We start from the raw sequence: 24,904 nt of genomic DNA on the forward strand, positions 1-24,904 counted from the left end.
TCCTCACTTCGGGTTCCGCTCCGCCCACGCGAGGAGCCCTCGCAGGGCCCGGAACCAGGTCTCGGCGAGATCCTGGACCGTCTCGCGCGGCAACAGCCCCTCCAGATACGACCAGTGCGCGGCCAGCACCGGCCCGTCCGCCCGGTCCTCGGTCACCACGTTGATCTCCAGCGCGTGACCCTCCCGCATCGAGCCCTCCGGCCCGATGTCCGCCGCGTCCTCCTCCGGCGCGTACGACCAGTCGGTCTCCTCCGGAATGCCGAACCGGCCCAGATAGTTGAACTCGACCCGGGCCGGCTCGCAGGCCGCCAGCACCTCGCGTGTCCGGGGATTGAGGTACCGCAACAGGCCGTACCCGACACCGTTCGCGGGCAGCGACGCCAGATGCCCGCGCACCCGCCGCACGGCGTCCTCGGCGGCCCGGCCGCCCGCGAAGGCCTCCGCCGTGTCGACCGGACCCGGATCGAGCCGGACCGGGAAGACACTGGTGAACCAGCCGACCGTACGGGAGAGGTCGACCCCGTCGCCGCCCAGCTCCTCCTCGCGGCCGTGCCCTTCGAGATCCACCAGGACCGAGGTGTCCGAACCGCCGTCCCGTCGCCGCCGGTCCGCGAAGGCCAGGCCCAGCGCCGCCAGCAGCACGTCGTTGACGGCGGCACCGAACGCGGCCGGCACGGCCGACAGCAGGGGACCGGTGTCCTCGGCGGGCATCCGGAGCACCACCTCGCGCCGGGTCGCGGTGGTGTCGCGGTCCGGGTCGGGCTCCCGCAGAAGCGGGAACGGCTCGGCGCCACCCGCCAGGACGCTTTCCCAGACGGGGAGTTCGGCCTCCCGGGCCGGCTCCCGGGCCAGCTCGGTGAGCAGCCGCGACCAGCTCGCGAACGAGGTGTCGACCGGGTCCAGCCGCACCGGCCGCCCGGCGCGGACGTCCCGCCACGCGGCGGCCAGGTCGGGCAGCAGCACCCGCCAGGACACACCGTCGACCACCAGATGGTGGGCCGTCAGCAGCAGTCGGCCCGGCGCGTCACCCGCGTCGAACCACACGGCCCTGACCATCACACCCGCGTCCGGATCAAGGAGCGCCCGTGCCGCCCGCGCGTGCTCGGCCACGGCCGCGTCGAGAGCCGCCGCGTCGAGCCCGGCCACGTCCACACGGTCGATCCACCCGGCGGCGTCGACCGCCCCGATGGCGGGCACCCGCAGCGACCAGTCGTCGGGGGCGTCGGGCGACGGCCGCAGGAGGGTCGCCCGCAGCAGGTCGTGCCGGTCGGCGAGGGCCTGGAGCACGGCGGTCAGGCCGGGCAGGTCCAGTGCGGCGGGGGTGCGGACGAGCGCCGACTGGTGGTAGGACGCGAACGGGCCGCCCAGTTCGCGCAGCCAGTGCATGACCGGGGTGAGCGGCGCGATGCCGGTGCCGTCGTCCTCGGGACGGTGGACGGACGAGTCGACGGCCTCGGCGACCGTGCCCAGCGCCGCCACCGTGCGATGACGGAACACCAGCCGGGGCGTGATGCGGACGCCCGCCGTACGCGCCCGGCCCACGAGCTGCATCGCGACGATGCTGTCGCCGCCGAGGGCGAAGAAGTCGTCGTCCACGCCGACCTGTCCGAGCCCCAGCACGTCGGCGAAGACCGCGCAGAGCGTCTTCTCCACCGGGGTGGCGGGCGCGCGGCCGGAGGACTGGGCGGAGAAGTCGGGCGTGGGCAGCGCGGACCGGTCCAGCTTGCCGTTCGCCAGCTCCGGGAACCGGTCCAGGGCCACGACGGCCGCCGGGACCATGTGATCGGGGAGCCGGGCGGCGACATGGGCGCGCAGCGCCGCGGGCTCGGGCACGGTGCCCGCGGACGACGGGACCACATGGGCCACGAGCAGCTTGCGCGTCCCGTCCTGACGTACCGTCACCAGGGCCTGGCCGACGGTCGGATGGGCGGCCAGCGCGGACTCGATCTCCGCCGGTTCGATCCGGAAGCCACGGATCTTGACCTGGTCGTCGGCCCGTCCGAGATAGTCCAGCCGTCCGTCGGCCGTCCAGCGGGCCAGGTCGCCGGTCCGGTACAGCCGTGAGCCGGGTGCCCCGAACGGGTCGGCCACGAAGCGCTCGGCCGTCAGCCCGGGGGAGCCCAGATAGCCGCGGGCCAGACCGCCGCCCGCCAGGTACAGCTCGCCGGTGACACCGGGCGGCACGGGCTGCAGGAGCCCGTCGAGGACGTACGCCCGGGTGCCGGCCACCGGCCGCCCCACGAGCGGGCGTTCACTGTCCCCGATGCGTCCCACCAGGGCGTCCACGGTCGACTCGGTCGGCCCGTACAGGTTGAACGCCTCGGTGTCGCGCAGCCCGGCCAGCCGCTGCCACAGCGCGACCGGCACCGCCTCGCCGCCCACCCCGACCACCGCGAGGGGGCAGTCGTCACCGCGCAGCAGACCACTGTCGGCCATCTGCGCGAGGAACGACGGGGTGACCTCCAGGAAGTCGAATCGGTGCTCGACAACCGCGGCGGCGAGCAGTTCGGGGTCGCGCCGCACCTCCTCGGACACGATGTGCACACAGTGCCCGTCCAGCAGCCACAGCTGGGGCTGCCAGGACGCGTCGAAGAAGAACGACCAGGCGTGCCCCGCCCGCAGATGCCGCCGCCCGGCCGCCTCGATCGCAGGCGCGTACAGCGTCTCGCGATGGCTGTGGAAGAGATGGCCCAGGCTCTCGTGGGTGATCACCACGCCCTTGGGGCGGCCCGTGGAGCCGGAGGTGTAGATGACGTACGCCGGATGGCGGGGCGTCAGGTCCCCGTCCCGGTCGGCGTCGGTGAGGTCCGTGGCGTCCCGGGCGGCGATCCGGTCGACGGTGGCGGGATCGTCGAGCACCAGGCGCCCGGCGTCCGGCGGAAGCGCCGACACCAGCTCCCGGGTGGTGAGGGTCAGCACCGGCCGGGCGTCGTCCAGGACGTCCGCCGTACGGTCCGTCGGCGCGTCGGGATCGAGCGGCAGGTACGCCGCACCCGCCTTGTGCACGGCCAGTACGGCCACCAGGAACCGTGCGGTGCGCGGCAGCGCGAGGCCCACCGACCGCTCCGGCCCGGCGCCGAGTTCCACCAGGAGGCGGGCCAGGCGGTTGGCCTCGGTGTTGAGTTCGGCGAAGGTCAGCTCGACGCCGTCGGAGGCCGCGGCGGGCAGCCGGGGACGGCGCCGAACCTGTTCCTCGAAGAGCGCGGGCACGGTGGTCGGCCCGGTGACGACCGGACGGCTCTGCCAGCCACCGGTCAGGCGGCGTCGCTCATCGGCGTCCAGGATGTCGATGCGACCGAGCGTCAGGTCCGGGTCGGCGGCGACGGCCCGCAGCACACGCCGCAGCCGGTCCGCGAAGGACCGCGCGGTCGCGTGGTCGAACAGATCGGCGCTGTACTCCAGCACACCGTCCACGCCACTGCCGTCGCCGCGCTCCACGAAGTCGAAGGACAGGTCGAACTTCGCGGTGGTATTGACGACTTCGTCCCGGCGTGCCCGCAGTCCGGGCAGTCCGGCGTCCTCCCCGTCGGCGGCCAGATACACAACCATCACCTGGAACAGCGGATGCCGGGCCAGCGACCGGGCCGGGTTCAGCACCTCCACCAGCCGCTCGAACGGCACCTCCTGATGGTCGAAGGCGGCCAGATCGGCCTCCCGGACCCGGGCCAACAGCTCCCGGAACGTCGGCTCCCCGGAGGTGTCCGTGCGCAGTACCAGCGTGTTGAGGAAGAACCCGACCAGGTCCTCCAGGGCCGCATCGGTCCGCCCGGAGATCGGGCTGCCGATCGGGATGTCGTGCCCGGCGCCGAGCCTGCTGAGCACCGTCGCCACGGCGGCCTGCATCACCATGAACACACTGACGCCGTTCTCACGCGCCAGCCTGTGCAACCGCGCGGCCAGTTCGGCGTCGAGCGACAGGTCGGCGGCGCCACCCCGATACGTCGACTCCGGCGGACGCGGCCGGTCGACGGGCAGCACCAGCTCCTCCGGCAGCCCCTCCAGAGCCTGCCGCCAGTAGGAGACCTGACGTGCCGCCGGACTGTCCGGGTCCCTCTCGTCGCCGAGGACGTCCCGCTGCCACAGGGTGTAGTCGGCGTACTGGACCGGCAACGGCTCCCACCCGGGCGCCCGTCCGGCCGCACGGGCCGCGTAGGCGACCGCCAGATCCCGGATCAGCGGGCGCTCGGACCACTCGTCCCCGGCGATGTGGTGCAGCAGGAGCAGCAGCGTCCACTCCCGCCGCCCCGAACGGAACACATGGACGCGCAACGGCGGTTCACGGTCCAGCTCGAAGGCGTACGCCCCCGCCCGAGCCAATCGCCCGGGAAGCAGTTCGGGACTGGTGTCCTCCACCTCGAACGGTACGGACACCTCCTCCAGGTCCAGCACCCGCTGGAAGGCCCGCCCCTCCTCGTCGGGGAAGACCGTGCGCAGCGTCTCGTGCCGGACGACCAGATCGCGCACGGCCGCCCGTAGCGCCTCGACGTCCAGGTCACCGGTCAGCCGCCAGGCCGAGGGGATGTTGTACGTCGCGCTCGGGCCCTCCACCTGGTACAGCACCCACAGGCGCTGCTGCGCGGACGAAAGTGGCAGCCGCTCGGGACGCGCCCGCACCCCGAGCGCGGGCCGGGCCCGGACATCAGCCGTGGAGCCCTCGGCCAACCGCCGGGCGAGCCGTGCCACCGTCGGCGCGTCGAACACCGTACGCAGCGACACATCCGCCCCGAACGCCGCCCGGACCCCGGCGACCAGCCGCATGGCGAGCAGCGAGTGGCCGCCCAGGACGAAGAAGTCGTCGTCGACGCCGACCCGGTCCACGCCCAGGACGTCCGCGAACAGACCGCAGAGGATCTCCTCCCGCGGATCCGGCGCCCGGCCGCCCGTGCCGCCGCCCGCCGCGAAGCCGGGCGCGGGCAGCGCCCGGCGGTCCAGCTTGCCGTTGGGCGTCAGCGGCAGCGCGTCGAGGACGACGACGGCGGCCGGGACCATGTGCTCGGGGAGGAACGTGGCGGTGTGGTTACGCAGCACCGCCGGGTCGGTGGCCTGTCCGGCGGCGGGGACGACGTAGGCGACGAGCCGCTGCTCGTGCGGGACGACGACCACGTGGGCCACGGACTCGTGCCGGGCGAGCACGGCCTCGGTCTCACCGGGCTCCACGCGCACCCCACGGATCTTGACCTGGTGGTCGGTCCGGCCGAGGAAGTCGAGCGTGCCGTCCGCCCGCCAGCGGGCCAGGTCGCCCGTGCGGTACATACGGGCGCCCGGACCGCCGTAGGGGTCCGCGACGAACCGCTCGGCCGTGAGGCCGGGGCGGTCGAGGTAGCCACGCGCGAGCTGGACCCCCGCCAGATACAGCTCACCCGCGACGCCCGGCGGTACCGGCCGCAGCGCCGTGTCCAGGACGTACACCCGGGTGTTCCAGACCGGACGACCGATCACCACCCGGTCGGCGCCCGGAACGACCTGGCCCGCCGTGACGTCGACCGACGCCTCCGTCGGCCCGTACAGATTGTGCAGGTCGGCCGACAGCACCTCGTGGAAACGTTCCGCCACCGCTGACGGCAGCGCCTCTCCGCTGCACATCACCCGCCGCAGACCCGTGCACCGCGCGGCGGTCGGCTCCTCCAGGAACACCTGGAGCATCGACGGCACGAAGTGCGTGGTCGTGACCTCCTGTGCACGGATCAGCTCCGCCAGATACGCCGGGTCCTTGTGGCCCTCCGGCCGGGCGACCACCAGCGCGGCCCCGGTGATCAGCGGCCAGAAGAACTCCCACACCGACACGTCGAACCCGGACGGCGTCTTCTGCAGCACCCGGTCGTCGGGGCCCAGCCCGTACGCGTCCTGCATCCACAGCAGCCGGTTCACGATGCCCTCGTGCGGCACGACCACGCCCTTGGGGCGGCCCGTCGAGCCGGAGGTGTAGACCACATAGGCCGGGCTCGACGGATCGTAGGCCGTGGGCAGTTCACCCTCCACGCCCTCCGGGAGCGCGTCCTCGACGACGCACACCGGCCGGGCCTCCTCCAGCATGAGCGCCAGCCGCTCCCGCGGCTGATCGGCATCGAGCGGCAGATAGGCCCCGCCCGCCCGGTGCACCGCCAGCAGGGCCACGAGGAGGTCCGCCGAACGCGGCAACGCCACCGCCACCGTGCGCTCCGGGCCCACGCCCCGGCCGGCCAGGACCCGAGCCGTCCGCTCGACCCGGGCGTCCAACTCCGCGTAGGTCAGCCGCTGCTCACCGTAGACGAGAGCGAGGGCGTCCGGCGTCCGCGCCGCCTGGGCACGGAACAGCTCCGGCAGCGTCGTCGCGGGCACATGCCGCCCGGTGTCGATCCACCGGACGAGCACCGATTCCCGCTCGGTCCCCTCCAGCACCTCCAGGTCCCGTACGGGAATGTCGGGCCGAGCGGCAACCTGCTCCAGCAGCCGTGCCAGCCGCCCGGCCAGCCGCCGGGCCGTCGTCTCGTCGCACAGGTCGAGCGCGTACTCCAGAAGCAGGGTGAGGCGGTCTCGGCCCCCCTCATCCACGAAGGTGAAGTGGAGGTCGAACTTGGCCATGCCCGTGTCCATGTCGAACCACTCGGTCGGCATGCCGAGCACGTCCGGGTCGCCGTCGGGCCGGTGGTGGTAGCCCACCATGACCTGGAAGAGCGGATTGCGGCCGGCGACCCGGGGCGGGTTGGCGGCCTCGACGACGTGGTCGAAGGGCAGGTCCTGGTGCTCGAACGCCTCCAGGGCGGACTCCCGGACCCGCTCCAGGAGTTGGACGAAGGTCAGGTCGGACTCCCCGCCCGACAGATCGGTGCGCAGCACCAGCGTGTTCACGAAGAACCCGACCAGGTCGTCCAGCGCGTCGTCCGTACGCCCCGCGACGGGTGCCCCCAGCGGAATGTCGTCCCCGGCGCCGAGCCGGTGCAGCAGCGCCGCCGTGGCCGCCTGGAACAGCATGAACATGCTGGTGCGGGTGGCGCCGGACAGCTCGCGCAGGGCACGGCAGGCGGCGGGCGAGAGGTCCAGGCGGACCTTGCCGCCCCGCCCGGTGGGCTCCTCCGGCCGGGGTCGGTCCAGCGGCAGCGACAGCTCCTCCGGAAGCTCGCGCAGGGCCTCCGTCCAGTGGGCGAGCTGGGCCTCGCCGACCTGACCGAGCAGCGTGTCCTGCCAGAGGGTGTAGTCGGCGTACTGGACCGGCAGCGGCGCCCACCGAGGTGCGCGGCCCTCGACGCGGGCCCGGTACGCGGTGCTGAGATCAGCGAGGAACGGCCGGTCCGACCACTCGTCGGTGGTGATGTGATGCAGCACCAGCGCCACCACATGCTCGCCCGGTCCCAGCCGCAACACCTCGGCCCGTACGGGCAGTTCGGCGCTGAGATCGAAGGGGCGACGCTGAGCCTCCTCGATCCGCGCGGCCAGCCCCTCCTCGGGGACGTCGGCCATCAGGAACTCGGGCTCGGCCGTGCCGGGCGGCACGATCCACTGATACGGCTCGCCGTCCTCCTCCAGGAACCGTGTCCGCAAGGCCTCATGACGGTCCGCCACATCACTGAGAGCGACCCGCAGGGTGCCGACGTCCAGCTCACCGCGCAGGCGGAACACGAGGGGGAAGTTGTAGGCGACCCCGCCGCCGGTGATGCGCTGAACCAGCCACAGCCTCCGCTGTGCCGCCGAGAGCGGGATGCGGGCGGGCCGCTCGGCCGCCGGCCGCAGTACGGGCCGCGCGGGCCGACCGGCCCCCGTCCGCAGAGCCAGCGCCTCGGGAGTGGGCGCCTCGAACAGGTCCCGGATCGCCAGTTCCGCGCCCAGTTCGGTGCGCGCCCGGCTGATCAGCCGGGTCGCCAGCAGTGAATGGCCGCCCAGATCGAAGAAGTTGTCCTCCGCGCCGGTGCGGGACAGCCCCAGCACCTCCGCGAAGAGCCGGCACAGCACCTCCTCCACCGGGGTCGCCGGGCCCCGCCCCTCCGACAGGGCCACCGCCGGCTCGGCGTCCGGCAGTGCCCGTACATCGAGCTTGCCGTTGTCGTTCATCGGCAGCCGTGGCAGGGCCACGAAGGCGGCCGGGACCATGTAGCCGGGCAGCCGCCGCCCCAGGTCCTCACGCAGCCGGCGTACGAGGGCCCCGTTGCCGCGTGTGGCGGTCGGGGTGTTGGCGTACGGGGCGACGCCACGGTCCGGGCGCGGGACGTACAGATCCGCCGTGCGCCGCGCCGCCGATCCTCGGACGAAGACCGCCTCGAAGAAGCCCGGCTCGTCCGACCAGGTCGTCAGGACGTCGTAGCCGTGGGCAGCGCCCAGCGAGCGCACGTCCTCCGGCTCCACGCCCGCCGAGCCTGCGGCCGGCGGCAGCCCGGCGTCGATCGCCCGCATCGCACTGAGGTCGTCCGCCGTCCGCGCGTCCGGGATCCGCCGTACCCGCAACAGCTCCAGCCCGTCGAGACGCGCCACAAGCACGCTCGGACCGGAATAGTCGTGCACGGGTGCGCCGCCCAGTCGCAGCACGTCCTCCGCCGTGGCCACCCCGTCGTACAGGACGACGTCGTAGCGATAGCGCGTCAGCTCGTTGTGGTGCCGTCCGGCCTTGGTGCGCACCTCGGCGCCGACACCGAGGGTCGTGAACCAGTCGGGGTCCACCAGCAGTTCCTTCTCCAGGGCGAGACCCCGGTCCACGGCCCGGCGCAACGACTCCGGGTCCGACTCCGCGCCCGCGCGGGCGAGCTGGACGCCCGTCTGGAACACGCGGGCCTGCCGCAGATCGCGCACGTCACCGAGGAACAGCGCGCCGCCCGGTGCCAACAGCCCCATCGCCCCCCGGATCACCTGGCGCAGATGGTCCAGGCTGGGGAAGTACTGCACGACGGAGTTGATGACGACCGTGTCGAAGAAGCCGGCCGGCAGCCCGTCGGTGACCTCGGCGGGCTGACAGCGCAGCTCGACCTTCCGGGCCAGCTCGGGGTCGGCCCGCAGGTCCTCGCCGAGCTTGCGGATCACGGGCGCGGCGAAGTCCGTCGCCCAGTACGCCTCGGTGTCCGGGGCGAGCCGCGACAGCAGCAGACCGGAGCCGACGCCGATCTCCAGGACCCGCCTCGGCCCCAGCTCCCGGATCCGCTCCACCGTGGCCTCACGCCACTCCCGCATGTGCTCCGGCGGGATCGGCTCGCCGTCGTAGGAGCTGTCCCAGCCCGCGAAGTCCTCGGTGAACAGGGCGGTGCCGATCTCGGTGTACTCGGCGGAGTAGATCTCCCGCCACTCGCCGATCTGCTCCCGCTCGGCCGACTCCCTCGCGCTTTCGTCGAGTTCGGCGGGCACGACATATCCCACGAGCCGCTTAGTACCGGGTGCGGAGGTGTCGTCACGGGCGATCACGGCGGCCTGCGACACCTCGGGGTGCTGCGCGAGCACGGTCTCGATCTCGCCCAGCTCCACCCGGTGGCCCCGGATCTTGACCTGGTCGTCGGTGCGGCCGAGGAAGTCCAGATTGCCGTCCGGGCGACGCCGGACCAGGTCACCCGTGCGGTACATCCGCTCGCCCGGCCGCCCGTACGGATCGGCCACGAACCGTTCGGCGGTCAGGCCCGGCCGGTCGAGATAGCCGCGCGCCAGACCGACACCCGCGATGTACAGCTCGCCCGCCACACCGTCCGGCACCGGACGCATCCAGGTGTCGAGGACGCGGGCCCGGGTGGCCCGGATCGGACGGCCCACGGTCGGGGTCGCGCTGTCCCGCGTGCCACCGCCGAGCGTGTTGATCGTGTACTCGGTCGGCCCGTACAGGTTGTAGCCGTACGTCCCCTCCGTGTCCCGCAGCGTGTTCCACACCGTCTCGGTGACGGCCTCGCCGCCGAGCAGCACCAGCGGAGGCCGGTGCCCCTCCAACAGTCCCTCCTCGATGAGGAGATGGGCGTATGTGGGGGTCACGTTGACGACGTCGACGCGGTGTTCCTCGCAGTACGCCACCAGCGCGGTGGCGTCCCGCCGCAACTCCTCGTCGCAGACGTGGACCTCATGCCCCTCGACGAGCCACAGCAGTTCCTCCCAGGACATGTCGAACGCGAACGACACGGTGTGCGCGATCCGCAGCCGCCGCCCGCCCGCCGACTCGACCGCCGGGGCGAAGATCTCCCTCTGGTGGTTGAGCTGCATGTTCGTCAGGCCGATGTACGGCGTGACGACACCCTTGGGCCGGCCGGTCGACCCCGAGGTGTAGATGACGTACGCCGGGTGATCGAGGCTGAAGGACACCGACACCGGGTCGGCCGGGAGAGCCGCCAGCTCGGCCGCCACCTCCGGGGCGTCGAGCAGCACACGCGGCGTGTCGCCCGTCAGCGTCCGCGACACGGCCTGTGTGGACAGCAGGAGCAGCGGACGCGCGTCCGCCAGCATCAGCGACAGCCGCTCGGCCGGATGGTCCAGCTCCAGCGGCAGATACGCCGCCCCCGTACGCAGCACCGCGAACAGCGCCACCACCATGTCGATCGAGCGCGGCAGTCCGAGCGCGACGACCCGCTCGGGACCGGCTCCCCGCGCCATCAGCAACCGGGCCATGCGGTCGCAGCGCTCATCGAGTTCGGCGTAGGTGAGGGTCTGCGCGCCGAAGACCAGGGCGGTCGCGTCCGGGGTGCGGGCGGCCTGCGCGGCCAGCATGTCCGCCACCGTCTCGTGCGGCACGGGCCGGCGGTTCTCGGCCTCCTCGCGGGCCAGCGCGGCGACCTCGGCGGGCAGCAGCGGGTCCAGCGAGCCGACGGGGGCCGACGGATCGGCCACCAGCCGGTCCACCAGCAGCACGAATCGGTCCAACAGGCGCTGTGCGTCCGCGCCTTCGAGCAGGTCGGGACGGTAGGCGAGCGTCACCCGGATCCGCTCACCGGGCGTCACCACCAGGTTCGCCGGGTAGTGGGTCGCGTCCACGTTGGCCACGGCCGTCGCGCCGTGCCGGTCGCGCAGCTCTGCCAGCCGCTCGTCGGTGTCGGCGTTGCGCAGCACGAACAGCGTGTCGAACAGCCGCCGGTGCCCCGTGTCGGCCTGGAGCACCCCCAGACCCAGGTACTCGTACGGCATCACCGACAGCCGCTCGCTCTGGACCCGGCGCAACAGGCCGAGAACCGGCTCACGCGGGTCGAAGGCGATGCGCGCGGGCACGGTGTTGAGGAACATGCCGATGACGTTCTCGACGTCGGGCACCTCGCTCGGCCGCCCGGCGACCGTCGTGCCGAACGCGATGTCCGTACGGCCGGTCGCGCCGGCCAGGACCAGTCCCCAGGCCGCGTTCAGCACGGTGTTGAGCGTCAGACCGTGGCCGCGCGAGGTGTCCCGCAGCCGCTCCGCGACCGGCGCGTCGAGCACGGCGTCCAGGTGCTCCGGGATCACCGGCTCCCGCCCCCGGTCGGAGGCGGTCGGCACCAGCAGCGTGGGCTCCTCGAAGCCCGACAGGGCGGCCCGCCACGCCCGGGTGGCCTCGGTGTCGTCCTGCCGCTCCAGCCAGGTCAGGTAGTCGCGGTACGAGCCGGGACGGGCGAGGCCCGCCGGGTCGCCGCCGCTCTCGTACAACGCGAACAGCTCGTCCAGGAACAGCCAGGCCGACCAGCCGTCCCACAGGATCAGATGACGACCGACGACCAGCCGGTCCCCGCGCCCGTCACCGAGCCGCAGGAGCAGCATCCGGAAGAGCAGCGGGCGGGACAGGTCGAAGCGCCGCGACCGTGAATCGTCCAGCAACTCCCGCATCCGCCGGTCCTGTTCGGTCACCGGCAGCCCCGCCAGATCCACCTCCGTCAACGGGATCTCGGCGTCCCGCACGATGAACTGCACCGGCTGGCGCAGCCCTTCGCTCGTGAACCCGGCCCGCAGACCGGGATTGCGGGCCAGCAGCGTGCGCAGGGCCGCCGACAACCGCTCGGCGTCCACGCGCTCTGCGAAGTCGAAGGACTCGTGGACGGTGTAGACGTCCAGGGAGCTGTCGTCGAAGTTCGAGTGGAAGAACAGGCCCTCCTGGAGCGGGGCGAGGGGCCACACGTCCTCGATCCGGCCGGGGGCGAGCCGCTCGACCCGCTCCCGCTCCTCCTCGGTCAGCGTGAACGCGGACGGGGAAGGAGTGCCCCTCGCGGCCGTCTCCCCGATGCCGGCCGCCGCCGCGAGCCCCGCCGGAGTGCGGTGCTCGAACACCTCCCGGGGGCCGATCACCAGACCCGCGCGACGGGCCCGGCTGGAGACGGCGATGGAGCTGATGCTGTCCCCGCCGAGCAGGAAGAAGTCGTCGTCGACACCGACCTCCGCCAGCTTCAGCACGGCCGCGAAGATCTCCGTGAGCAGTTGTTCCCCGGGACCGGCCGGGGCGCGGGTGACCGTGGCCCGTACGACCTGCGGGGCGGGCAGGGCGGCCCGGTCCAGCTTGCCGCTGGGGGTGAGCGGCAAGGCGTCGAGAACCACCCAGGCACTCGGCACCATGGGGGAGGGCAGGGAGCGGGCCAGGGCCTCGTGGAGGCCGGTCACCCCGGTGGCGCCGACGGGCACCACATACGCGACGAGCGCGTCCTCGCGTACCGTCACGGCGGCCTGCGCCACCTCCGGCAGCCGTACGAGCGCGGCCTCGACCTCACCGGGTTCGATCCGGTTGCCGCGCAGCTTGACCTGGCGGTCGGTGCGGCCCAGATACTCGATCACCCCGTCCGCGCGGCGTCGTACCAGGTCACCGGTGCGGTACATCCGGCTGCCGGGCGGCCCGTACGGGTCGGCGGTGAACCGCTCGGCGGTCAGCGCCGGACGGGCGTGGTAGCCGCGGGCGAGCTGGACACCGGTCAGGTACAGCTCGCCGGGGACATGGTCGGGCACGGGCCGCAGACAGGAGTCCAGGATCCGCAGGCCGGTGTTCCATACGGGCCGCCCGATGGGCACGGACGCGCCGAAGTCCGCGTCGCGGGCGTACGGGTGGTGCGTGACGTCGACGGCCGCCTCGGTCGGGCCGTACAGGTTGTGCAGCGGAACGCCCGTCATCGCGTGCCAGCGGGAGGCCGCGGTGGCCGGGAGCGCCTCGCCGCTGCTCAGCACCCGGCGCAGCGAGGCCGCCCAGGTGGGGTCGCCCGTGACCTCGTCGTGCCGGAGGAAGGCCTCCAGCATCGACGGCACGAAGTGCAGGGTGGTGACGGACCGCGCGCGTACGAGGTCCGCCAGGTAGGCGGGGTCGCGGTGGCCGTCCGGCCGGGCGAGCACCACGGCCGCGCCTTCGAGGAGCGGCCAGAAGAACTCCCACACGGACACGTCGAAACTGGACGGCGTCTTCTGCAGCACCCGGTCGTCGGGGCCCAACCCGTATTCGTCCTGCATCCACGCGAGCCGGTTCACGATGGCGCGGTGGGAAACGACGACGCCCTTGGGGAGGCCGGTCGAGCCGGAGGTGTAGATGAGGTAGGCGGGGTCGTCGGGACGTGCGACGTCCCCGGCCGCCTCGGCGGGCTCGTCCTCCATGGCGTCGATCAGCAGCACGGAAGGAACGCTCCGCTCGGGCGGGCCGGGCAGCTGGGGCAGTCGGCCGGCCGTCGCGGTCAGTGTGACCACCGTCGTGGCGCCCGAGTCGGCGAGCATGTGGGTCACCCGGTCGGCCGGGTAGTCCAGGTCCACCGGCAGGTAGGCGGCACCCGCCTTCAGCACGCCCAGCAACGCCACCATCAGCTCTGTCGAACGCGGTACGGCGACCGCCACGAACGCCCCCGGTCCGGCACCCCGTCCGCGCAGCCGAGCAGCCAACACCTCGGCACGGGCGTCCAGTTCGGCATAACTCAGCCGCTCGTCCCCGAAGACGACGGCCGTCGCGTCCGGGGTCCGGGCGACCTGCGCGGCGAACCCGTCCGCCAGCGTGGATTCCGGTACCAGGCGTTCCTCGCCGGAGGGGTGGGCGCGCAGCGCCTCGTCGGCGGACAGCAGTTCGACGGAGCCGGCTGCGTGGTCCGGGGCCTCGGCGATGGCCTCCAGGACGCGGGCCAGACGGTCACCGAGGGCGCGGACCCGGTCGCCGTCGAGGCGTTCCGCGTGGTGCTTGAGCCGCAGGTCGAGCCGTCGGCCGGGCTTGACGACGAGGGCGAGGGGATAGTGCACGGCGTCGTGGAAGGCGTCACCGGTGATCCGTACGGTGCCCGAGGAGTCCCGGAGGTCGGTCTCGGCAGGGTAGTTCTCGAACACCACCAGGGTGTCGAAGAGTTCGCCGGAGCCCGCGTGTCCGGCGATCCGCTGGATCTCGGCCAGGCCCAGATGCTGGTGGTCCAGCAGCCGGGCCTGCTCCTCCTGGAGACGGACCAGCAGGGCGGCGAGGGTTTCGCCGGGGGTCCAACGGAAGCGTGTCGGCAGGGTGTTGATGAACAGGCCCACCATCGAGGCGATGCCGTCGACCTCGCCGTCGCGCCCCGAGACCGTGGTGCCGAAAACGACGTCGGCACGGCCTGTCAGCCTGCCCAGCAGCAGCCCCCAGGCGCCCTGGACCACCGTGCCGAGGGTGACGCCGCGCTCACGGGCCCGCTCGGTGAGCCGCGCGGTGGTCCGCTCGGACAGCTCCACCCGCACCTGTTCCGGCCGCACGGGCACCCCGTCGGTGGGAACGCCGACCAGCCGCGTCGGCGCGTCCAGCCCGGCGAGCGCGTCACGCCAGGCCGCGCGGGCCGCGTCACGGTCCTGCGCGGCGAGGCGGCGCAGGAAACCGCGATAGGGGGCGACTTCGGGCAGCGGCGGAGTTCCGGTGCCGTAGTACGCCATCAGCTCGCGGTGCAGGACCGGCAACGACCAGCCGTCCGCCACGATGTGATGGAACGTCAGCACCAGTCGGCTGCGTTCCTCGCCGAGCCGGACCAGGGCACAGCGCAGCAGCGGCGGCGCGGCCAGGTCGAACCCCCGGGCCCGCTCGTCCGCGGCCACCGCGTCGCCCAGCGATTGCCGGGTCTGCCCGTCCTGCGTCGAGAGGTCGACCTCCCGCCACGGCAGTTCGGCGTCCTGGGTGACGATCTGCACCGCAGTGCCGTCGGGCCGCCGGCGAAAGGCGGCCCGCAGCGGCGCGTGCCGGTCCAGCAGGGCCTGTGCGGCCTGGCGCAGCACGGAGCCGTCGACGGGTCCGGCCAGGTCGAGGATTTGCTGGACGACGTAGGTGTCCCCGTCGGCACCGCCGGTGAGGGAGTGGAAGAAGAAGCCCTGCTGGAGCGGGGTGAGCGGGAGGAGTTCCGCCATGGGCAGCGGGTGCGTGCCCTGGATCTCGGCGAGTTCGGCATCGTCGAGCTCCACCAGCGGGCCGTCGGCGGTGGGCTCGGTGGTGTGATCGGCGACGCGCTCGACGGCGGCCTTCGCCAGTGCCTCGACCGTGCGGTGCCGGAACACCTCACGGGTGGTGAGCCTGAGCCCCGACTCCCGTGCCCGGATCAGGAGTTGGATCGCGCTGATGCTGTCGCCGCCGAGGGCGAGGAAGTCGTCCTCGGCCGTCACCGCACCCAGGCCCAGCACCTCGGCGTACAGGGCGCAGAGCAGCTTCTCGCGGGCGGTTCGCGGGGCGCGGCCGGAGCTCATCGCCGCGTAGTCCGGGGCCGGCAGCGCCCGCGCGTCGATCTTGCCGCTGGGGGTGACCGGCAGGGCGTGCAGCGGGACGAACGCCGAGGGGACCATGTAGTCGGGCAGCCACTCGGCGGCGTGCCCCCGCAGGGCGCGCATCAGCGCGCCGACGTCGCGGAAGGGTGCGGGCCGGTTGGCATGGGGATAGGCGGCGGCCGTCCGGTAGAGGGGGCCGAAGGGGCCGTCGAGGACGAGAACGGCGTCGAACGCGCCGTCGTCGGCGCTGCCGCTCCAGGTGAGAGCCGCCCGGTAGCCGTGCTGCGCCGCCAGCGCGTGCACCTCCTCCGGATCGGTCCCGGCAGCCGCCTCCCCGCTGCTGCCCTCCAGCCGCCGCAGGTCCGCCAGGTCGTCCGCGAGGCGTGCGTTGGGCACACCGGTGACCCGGAGCCCGTCCGGCCGCCCCGCCAGCAGCTCCGCCAGTCCGTCGAGGCCGCCGACCGCCGCCCAGGGGATCTCCGGTACCTTCGGGGCGGCCGTCGGCGCACCGGGGCGCAGCACGACGTCGTACCGGTACCGGCTCAGCTCGTTGTGGTGAGCGGCCCGCTTGATCCGGATCTCCGCGTCGAAGCCGTCGAGCGCGGCGAAGAAGTCCGGGTCGAGGAGGAGTTCACCCTCCCAGCGCACCGACCGCTCCACGGCCGCCCGAAGCGCGCTCTTGTCCTCGCCCTCGCTCTCGCCACCGGTCGCCCGGCGGGTCTCCACCGCCGCGCGCAGCGTGCGCAGCAGCCGAAGGTTGCGTACGTCACCGACGAAGATCCGCCCGCCGGGCGCCAGCAGCCCCGACACCTGGCGCAGTACGTCGACGAGGTACTCCCCGCCGGGGAAGTACTGCGCGACCGAGTTGATGACGACCGTGTCGAAGTACCCGGCGGGCAGCCCGTCGGTGTCATGGGCCGGCCGGGCCCGCAGCTGGACCTTCGCGGCCAGCTCCGGATCGGCGTCGACCTGCGCGCGCAGCGCCGCGACGGCCTGCGCCGAGAGATCGGTGCCCCAGTACGCCTCGCAGTCGGGCGCGATCCGGGACAGGAGCAGGCCACTGCCGACACCGATCTCCAGCACCCGCCGCACCGGGCCCAGTTCACGGATGCGGTCGACGGTCGCCGCCCGCCACTCGCGCATCTCCTCCACGGGGATCGGCGTCCCGTCGTACATGCTGTTCCAGCCCGCGTAGTTCTCGCGGAGGCCGGGTCCGGCGGCGCCTTCCGCCGGATCTCCCGCGTCCTCGGAACCGGCCGCGCCGTAAAGGAGTTCGTGCAGCTCCTTCCACTCCTCGACCTGCGTGTCCGGGTCCGCGTCGCGCGGCCCGTCGAGGGCGGGCACGACATAGGCGGCGAGGCGGCGGTCGCCGGGCCGGTCCTCCCGGACGACCACGGTGACCTGGTCGACGGCCGGGTGGCCGCGCAGCACCGACTCGATCTCGCCCGGCTCGATACGGAAACCACGGATCTTGACCTGGGCGTCGGCACGCCCCAGGAACTCCAGCCGCCCGTCGGCCCGCCGACGGACCAGGTCACCCGTGCGGTACAGCCGCTCCCCGGGCTCCCCGAACGGATCGGCGACGAACCGCTCGGCGGTCAGGTCCGGCCGCCCGAGATAGCCCCGGGCCAGGCCCGCCCCGCCCAGGTACAGCTCGCCGGTGACCCCGGCGGGAACCGGCCGCAGGAACGCGTCGAGGACATACGCCCGGGTCCCCGGGTCGGGCACCCCGATCGGGACGATCGCCCCGGCCGGGGTGTCCGGGTCGCACAGCCCGAGCGTGGAGTTGGTGGTGGCCTCGGTCGGGCCGTAGGCGTTGAACATCATCCGCCCGCGCGCGTACCGTCCCACCAGCTCGGGGGAGACCCGCTCGGTACCCGCCAACAGCGTCGCGGCCGGCGGCAGTCGGACGTCCTCGGGCAGGGCGGCGAGCAGTGCCGGCGGCAGGATCATGAAGGTGACGCCGTGCGCGTGGGCGTAGTCGGCGAGGGGCGCGCCGGGCACCCGCCGCTGTGCCGGTACGACGACGAGCCGGCCGCCGGACAGCAGCCCGAGGCACAGGTCCCAGAACGCCACGTCGAAGCTCGGCGAGGCGAACTGCAGCACCCGGCTGTGCGGGCCGATGCCGAACCGCTCGCTCTGCGTCGCCACCAGCTTCGCCACGCCGCTGTGTGCGAGAACCACACCCTTGGGGCGGCCGGTCGAGCCCGACGTGTAGATCACGTAGGCGGCGTTCAGGGCGGTCAGAGGTGCCCCGCGCTCCTCCTCGGTGGGGTCGTGGACCGGTCGCCGCGCCAGTTCGGCGGCCGTGGCGGGCGAGTCGGACTCCAGGACCGTCATGCCGTCGGCCGGGGTGGGGAGGTCGCGCGCGGTCTCCCTGGTGGTCACCATGCAGACGGGCCGCGCGTCGCCGAGCATGTACGCGATCCGTTCGGCCGGGTAGTCGTGGTCGATCGGCAGATAGGCGGCGCCCGACTTCAGGACGGCCACCTCCGCCACGATCAGCTCGGCGGAGCGGGGCAGCGCGAGAGCGACGATCCGCTCCGGACCCGCCCCCCGGGCGATGAGCGCGTGCGCCAGGCGGTTCGCCCGCTCGTCCAGCTCGGCGTAGGTGAGTTCCTCGTCCTCGAAGACCAGCGCCACGGCGTCCGGCCGCTGCCGTACCCGCGCGGCGAACATCGCGGGCCAGGTGTCCGCCGGCACCGTGTGCGCCGTGTCGTTCCAGTCGACGACGACCTGGCGGTACTCCCGCGGCCCCATCAGATCGAGCCGGGCCACCGGCGCGTCGGGCCGGGCCAGGGCGTCGGTGAGAAGGGTCCGGTAGTGGCCGAGGAACCGCTCGATCGTCGTACCGTCGAAGATGCCGGGGTGGTACGACGCCCGCGCCGAACCCTCGCCCACCTCCAGCAGCACGTCCACCGGGGCGGGCAGCTCACCGGCGGGCCGGGCGGGCGTGGCGAACGCCGTGTTGAAGAGCAGCCCGCCGCCGCGCGTCGGCCGGGGCCGCAGCTCGTCGACCAGGAGGCCGACGGGCACCCGATGGGTCTGCGCCTCCTCCCACGCCTGCGTCACCCGCCGCACCAACTCGGCGAAAGTGGGCTCGTGTTCGACAAACACCCTCAGCGGGAGCCCGTCGTGCCCCACGGTCAGGTCCGTCGCCCCGGTGTAGCGGTGCAGCAGCGCGACGAACGCCGCGAGACGTACGGCGTCGGGGGCGTCCGGGACATCCGCCAGCTCGCGGACGTCCCGTTGGGGAAGCGGCTGCGGCGGATGGGGCCGATCGGCGGGCAGTGAGACCTCGAGCGGAAGCGGTGTGAGCAACCGCCGCCAATGGGCCAGGACTTCCTCGGAACCGCACACAGCAGTGAGCCTCCCCAGCGGGTCGGGGTCCCGGCCCTGGGCCGGGGTCGCCGACATACTAAGGTAAGGGTTACCTAATTCACAGGGTGCTCATGGTGAGTTACCCCGGGGGCGGCACGGCAACCCGCGGAAGACCTACAGTTCAACCTGCACTCGCCCTACAGTTAAGGTAAGCCTCATCAAAGAAAGTTGAAGACGTGGGGACCTCGACGGTCCGGGCGGCGAAAGGCCCCCGCGCGGTACTGCTGCTCGCGCTCTCGGGCGTGGCCCTGCTCACACTGTGCGCCCTGTCGATGGCGTTCGGCGCGCTCGGCGTTCCCCTCGACCAGGTGGGGCGCACCCTGCTCGGGGACGCGCCCAACTCCCGTATCGACAACGTCATCTGGGCGGTTCGTCTGCCGCGCACGGCCCTCGGCCTCGCCACCGGCGCCGCCCTCGGCCTCGCGGGCGCGCTCATGCAGGCCCTGACCCGCAATCCGCTCGCGGACCCGGGCATTCTCGGTGTCAGCGCCGGCGCCGCCTTCGCGGTCGTCCTGTCGGTCGGTGTGCTCGGCATCGGCTCGGTCTACGGATACATCTGGTTCGCCTTCGGTGGCGCCCTCGTCGCCAGCGTCCTGGTGTACCTCCTCGGCGGACTCGGCCGGTCCGGCTCCACCCCGGTCAAGCTCGCCCTGGCCGGTGTCGCCGTGACCTCCCTGCTGTTCTCGCTGACCAGCGCCATCGCCCTCACCGACCCGGACGCCCTGAACCGCTACCGCTTCTGGAACGCGGGCTCCCTCGCCAACCAGAACGAGGAGGTCCTGTTCCGCGTCCTGCCGTTCCTGGCCGTCGGCGCCGTCCTCGCCGTAGCCTGCGCCCCGGCCCTGAACAGACTCGCGCTCGGCGACGACGTCGCGAAGTCGCTCGGGCTCAAGCTCGGCCTGGTCCGTGTCCAGGGCGTCGTGGCCGTCACCCTGCTCACCGGGGGAGCGGTCGCCGTCATCGGGCCCGTCGTCTTCGTCGGCCTGGTCGTCCCGCACATCGCCCGTGTGCTCGCCCAACTGGCCGGCCTCGGCCCGGACCACCGCTGGCTGCTGCCCCTGTCCGCCGTCCTCGCCCCCTGCCTGCTGCTGGCCGCCGACATCGCCGGCCGCCTGATCGCCCGCCCGATCGAGGTCCAGGCCGGCATCCTCGTCGCCTTCATCGGCGGTCCCTTCTTCATCGCCCTGGTCCGCCGCCGCCGACTCGCGGAGCTGTGAACCATGACGTCCCGACTGCGGCACTGCCCACCCATGACCTCCGAATCCGCGAAGCCACCGGCCCACGACGGCCGGGCGAGCCTGGGGCGGTGGTGGCGGGGGTCGAGTGTGCGGGGTCGCCGGTTCGCGGCGGCCCGCGGTGTGGAGCCGTGCTGGTGGAGTCCAAGGGCGCAGAGCCGCCGTCCCATGGCGGCCCGACGCGTGGAGATGTGAACCGATGACGACCGAACTCGCGCCCGGACCGGGCCGGAAGGACTCCGTCGCCCGGCCCCCGAGCCGGACTACCGCCCGGATCACCTTCCGGCTGCCCGCCCCGCCCGTCTCCGGTGTCGTCCGGCCCCGGCTGCTGGCCGTCTGTCTGCTCCTCGCGACCACCGTCTTCGTGGCGTTCGCCATGGAGACCTCCGTCGGCGACATCGACCTCCCGCTCACCGATGTGATGAAGGCCCTGGTCGGCACCGCCGACCCCGGCACCGAGCTGATCGTCCACGAACTGCGGCTGCCGCGCGCCCTGGCCGGGCTGCTCGTCGGCATCGCGTTCGGCGTCTCCGGCGCCCTGCTCCAGACGGTGACGCTCAACCCGCTGGCCAGCCCCGACATGATGGGCATCACCCAGGGCGCCGGCACGGCGGTCGTCGCCGGGATCGTCCTCGGCCGGGACGGCGGCCTGAGCACCCAGGCCCTGGGCCTGTTCGGCGCGCTCACCGCCGGAGTGCTGGTGTACGTCCTGGCCTGGAAACGCGGAACCACCGGCTACCGCATCGTCCTCGTCGGCATCGGCGTCGCCTGGATCTGCACCAGCGCCACCGACTACCTCGTGGCCCGAGGCCAGCGCTTCCAGGCACAGGCCGCCCTCGGCTGGCTCGTCGGCAACCTCAACGGCCGCACCTGGGACCAGATCGGCCCGCTCGCCGTCACCACCGCCGTACTGGTACCGCCCGCGATCCTGCTCGGCCGCCAGATCCGCACCCTGCAACTCGGGGACGACGTCGCCCGGGGCCTGGGCACCCGCGTCCAGGTCGTCCGGGTGGCCGTCCTGCTCATCGCCGTCGGCCTCGTGGCCTTCGGTACGGCCGCCGCCGGGCCGGTCGCCTTCGTGGCGCTCGCCGCACCCCAGGTCGCCCAGCGCCTGGCCGGCACCCCGTTCCCGCCACCCGTCGCCGCCGGGCTCACCGGCGCCGTGATGGTGCTCGTGTCCGACCTCGCCGCCCGGAAGATCATCCCGGACACGGAGCTCCCGGTCGGGGTCGTCACCGGTGTGCTCGGCGCACCGGTACTGCTGTGGCTGCTCATCCGCGCCAACCGCGCCGGTTCAGGAGGCTGAAGACGTGTCATCGAAGTACGACCCGGCCATCCGGCGCGACGGCCGCGCCGAGAGCCGCGTCCACGGCCGCCCCGACGGCCCCGACCTGCGCGCCGAGGGCCTGCGCCTGGCCTACGACGACCGGATCGTCGTCGAGGACCTCGACCTGGTCGTCCCCACCGGCCGCGTCACCGCGATCGTCGGAGCCAACGCCTGCGGCAAATCCACCCTGCTGCGCGCCCTGGCCCGGCTGCTCACCCCCAAGGCGGGCGCCGTCCACCTCGACGGCCGCTCGGTGCACTCCATCCCGACCCGCACCCTCGCCCAGAAGCTCGGCATCCTCCCGCAGACGCCCGTCGCACCCGAGGGACTGACCGTCATCGACCTGGTGGGGCGTGGCCGTTCCCCGCACCAGACCTGGTGGCGGCAGTGGTCGCAGAGCGACGAGGAGGCCGTGCACGAGGCGCTCGGCGCCACCGCCATGACCGACCTCGCCCACCGGGCCGTCGACGAACTCTCCGGCGGACAGCGCCAGCGCGCCTGGATCGCCATGGCCGTCGCCCAGGGCACCCCCGTGATGCTGCTGGACGAGCCGACGACGTATCTCGACCTGGCCCACCAGATCGACGTCCTCGACCTGGTCACCGACCTCAACCGGCACCAGGGCCGCACCGTCGTCATGGTCCTGCACGACCTCAACCAGGCCTGCCGGTACGCCGACCACATCATCGCCATGAAGAACGGGCGCATCGTCGGCGAGGGCGCCCCCGCCGACGTCATCACCGCCGCGATGGTCGAGGACGTCTTCGGACTGCGCTGCGTCGTCGGCGAGGACCCCGTCAGCCGCACCCCCATGGTCGTCCCGATGGGCCGCCACCACGAGGGCACGGACTCCGCCGCGGTCACCGTGTCGGGCACCACCGGCTGACCCGGACCGGCGGTGCCCTCGACTCGTGGCTTACGGACGGACCGTCAAGTAGCCGCCCATCGTGCGGAAGTAGTCCGTCGCCGCGTGCTCCGTACCGTCCTCCGTCCGCACCCGCTTGACCACCAGCCCCGGCAGCCGCCCGAAGCGCGCCTCCGCCCCGGCGACGATGACGACACCGCCGCCCTCCTTGATGAAGATCCGCCCCGGCGTGCCGCCGTAGAGTCCCTCGGAGACGGCGGCCGAGACGATCCCGAGGCGCTCGCCGCGGTGGTGGGTGAACGCGCTGGGATACGGGTCGGACTGCGCCCGTACGAACCGCTCCAGCTCCTGCGCGGTCCACGTCCAGTCGATCCGGCTGTCCTCCGGGGACCGCTTGTGGAAGAAGCTCGCCCGGGAGCGGTCCTGCGGCGTCCACACGGCCTCGCCGGAGGCGATGAGTTCGAGCGAGTCGGCGACGAGCGGACCGATCAGGTCGACCGTGCGGTGGAACAGGTCCGTCGCCGTGTCGTGCGGCCCGACCGGCACCGAACGCTGCAACAGGACGTCGCCCATGTCGAGTTCGGCGTCCATGCGGTGTGCGGTGACACCGACCTCCTTCTCACCGTTGATGAGCGCCCAGATGAGAGGTGAGAACCCCGCATAGGTGGGGAGCAGCGAGTCGTGGATGTTGAGTGTGCCGTGCGGCGGCAGGTCGAAGATCTCCGGCGGCAGCCAGGTGCGCCAGTTGTTCGCCACGATGAGGTCCGGACCGGCCTCCTTGAGGGTGCGCAGGAGTTCCTCGTCGCCCGGACGGTTGCGCAACAGCACGGGCACACCGTGCTGTTCGGCGAGACCGGCGACCGAGTCGCTCCAGATCTTCTCGTACGCGTGGTCGCTCTTCGGATGGGTGACGGCCAGAACCACCTCGTGTCCGGAATCCAGCAGAGCCTGCAGCGTCCGGTGTCCCCAGGTCTGGTACCCGAACATGACGACCCGCATATGAGTCCTCCTCAGCCGTTGCTAGGTAAGGCTTACCTTATTTAACATGACTCTGCTTGGGGGAGGCTGTGTTCCAGCTTGGGAAACTCCATGACCCCTGTTTATGGGAGGCGATGACGCGGTGACGACGCTGCAGACCGGGCCGGATTCCATCTACGACGTACTGGGCATCGGATTCGGGCCATCGAATCTCGCACTCGCCATCGCACTCCACGAACACTCCGTCAACAGCGTTGCGCCGGACGGTCTTCGGGTCGGTTTCCTGGAGAGACAACCCCGGTTCGGATGGCACCGCGGCATGCTCATCGACGACGCCACCATGCAAGTGTCCTTCCTGAAGGACCTGGTGACGATGCGTGACCCCACCAGCGACTTCAGCTTCCTGTGCTACCTGCGCGACCGGGGCCGCCTCGTCGACTTCCTCAACCTCAAGACCCTCTTCCCGCTCCGCATCGAGTTCCACGACTACTTCGAATGGGCCGCTGCCCGCGTCGCGCATCTCGTCGAGTACTCCGCCGAGGTCGTCTCCGTACGGCCCGTCACCCGGGACGGCGAGATCCGCTACTTCGACGTCACCAGCCGCGTCCCCGGCGACCCCGAGCGGCTGACCGTCCGGCGCGCCCGCAACATCTGCGTGGCCACCGGCCTGGAACCACACCTCCCGCCCGGCGCCGCCCTCTCCGAACGGGTTTGGCACAACAGCGAGTTGCTGCCCCGTGTCGACCAGGTCCGGCGTTCCGGACAGCCGGTACGCCGCGCCGTCGTCCTCGGCGCCGGCCAGAGCGCGGCCGAGGCCGTGGACTACCTCCACCGCAACTTCCCCGAAGCCGAGATCTGCTCCGTCTTCGCCAAGTACGGCTACACACCCGCCGATGACAGCCCCTTCGCCAACAAGATCTTCGATCCCGAGGCCGTCGACCTGTACTACGGCGCGCCCCGCGAGGTGAAACGGTCGCTCTTCGACTACCACCGCAGCACCAACTACTCCGTCGTGGACATGGACTTGATCGAAGCCCTGTCCCGGTCCATGTACCAGGAGAAGGTCCAGGGCGGGGAACGGCTGCGGATGATGAACGTCTCCCGCCTGCGCGAGGTGGAGGCCGGCCCGGACGACGTACGGGTGACCGTGGAGTTCCTGCCGACGGGGGAGCGCGAGGTCCTCTCCTGCGACCTCCTCGTCTACTCCACCGGATACCAGCCCCAGGGCGTCGGCGACAGCCTCGGGGAGGTCGGCAAACTCTGCCTCCGCGACGACGAGGACGCGCTCAAGGTGGGCCGCGACCACCGGGTGGCGACCGCGCCCAACGTCACCGCCGACATCTACCTCCAGGGCGGCACCGAACACACCCACGGCCTCACTTCGACCCTGCTGTCCACCACCGCCGTACGCGCCGGGGAGATCTGCGCCTCCCTCCTCGCCCGCCGTGCGACGGGCCTGACGAGGACGGGCCTGACGACGGCGGACGGATGACGAAGGGCGGATGACGAAGGACCGGATGTCGGCGAGCGGGTCGCGCGGCTGGTGGCGACGCGCGCCGGCCGTCCGGC

The 24,904-nt window shown here is 72.7% G+C and carries 6 protein-coding genes; 4 read left to right on the forward strand and 2 right to left on the reverse strand.

Annotated elements, in window-relative coordinates; genetic code table 11:
• Positions 1-3 precede the first annotated feature (3 nt).
• A complete protein-coding gene (locus WBG99_RS33870; protein WP_338900577.1) occupies positions 4-18,909 on the reverse strand; it encodes an amino acid adenylation domain-containing protein in 18,906 nt (6,301 codons plus the stop codon).
• Positions 18,910-19,106: 197 nt separating this feature from the next.
• Between WBG99_RS33870 and WBG99_RS33875 the strand changes: the two genes are divergently transcribed.
• The 3 genes from WBG99_RS33875 to WBG99_RS33885 all read left to right on the forward strand — a co-directional run bounded on the left by WBG99_RS33875 (position 19,107) and on the right by WBG99_RS33885 (position 22,378).
• Positions 19,107-20,147: an iron chelate uptake ABC transporter family permease subunit gene (locus tag WBG99_RS33875; RefSeq protein ID WP_338900021.1), complete on the forward strand. Its 1,041-nt coding sequence runs from the start codon at positions 19,107-19,109 to the stop codon at positions 20,145-20,147.
• A 217-nt stretch (positions 20,148-20,364) separates the two neighbouring features.
• Positions 20,365-21,471: an iron chelate uptake ABC transporter family permease subunit gene (locus WBG99_RS33880; RefSeq protein WP_338900022.1), complete on the forward strand. Its 1,107-nt coding sequence runs from the start codon at positions 20,365-20,367 to the stop codon at positions 21,469-21,471.
• A gap of 28 nt (positions 21,472-21,499) precedes the next feature.
• A complete protein-coding gene (locus WBG99_RS33885; protein WP_338900578.1) occupies positions 21,500-22,378 on the forward strand; it encodes an ABC transporter ATP-binding protein in 879 nt (292 codons plus the stop codon).
• Positions 22,379-22,408: 30 nt separating this feature from the next.
• Here the strand turns inward: WBG99_RS33885 and WBG99_RS33890 are convergent, their stop codons facing one another.
• On the reverse strand, positions 22,409-23,356 hold the full coding sequence (locus WBG99_RS33890; RefSeq protein WP_338900023.1) for a methionyl-tRNA formyltransferase: 948 nt from the start codon (positions 23,354-23,356) through the stop codon (positions 22,409-22,411).
• A 121-nt stretch (positions 23,357-23,477) separates the two neighbouring features.
• On the opposite strand from WBG99_RS33890, the gene WBG99_RS33895 reads away from it, so the two are divergent.
• Positions 23,478-24,827: a lysine N(6)-hydroxylase/L-ornithine N(5)-oxygenase family protein gene (locus WBG99_RS33895; protein WP_338900024.1), complete on the forward strand. Its 1,350-nt coding sequence runs from the start codon at positions 23,478-23,480 to the stop codon at positions 24,825-24,827.
• Positions 24,828-24,904 lie beyond the last annotated feature (77 nt).

Source organism: Streptomyces sp. TG1A-60 (assembly GCF_037201975.1).
In the GTDB taxonomy this organism is placed as follows: Bacteria; Actinomycetota; Actinomycetes; order Streptomycetales; family Streptomycetaceae; genus Streptomyces.

What these genes read in the sequence shown, in the direction of transcription:
- WBG99_RS33880 (WP_338900022.1), top strand. Translation starts at nt 20,365, where the DNA reads ATGACGACCGAACTCGCGCCCGGACCGGGCCGGAAGGACTCCGTCGCC.
- WBG99_RS33890 (WP_338900023.1), bottom strand. Translation starts at nt 23,356, where the DNA reads ATGCGGGTCGTCATGTTCGGGTACCAGACCTGGGGACACCGGACGCTG.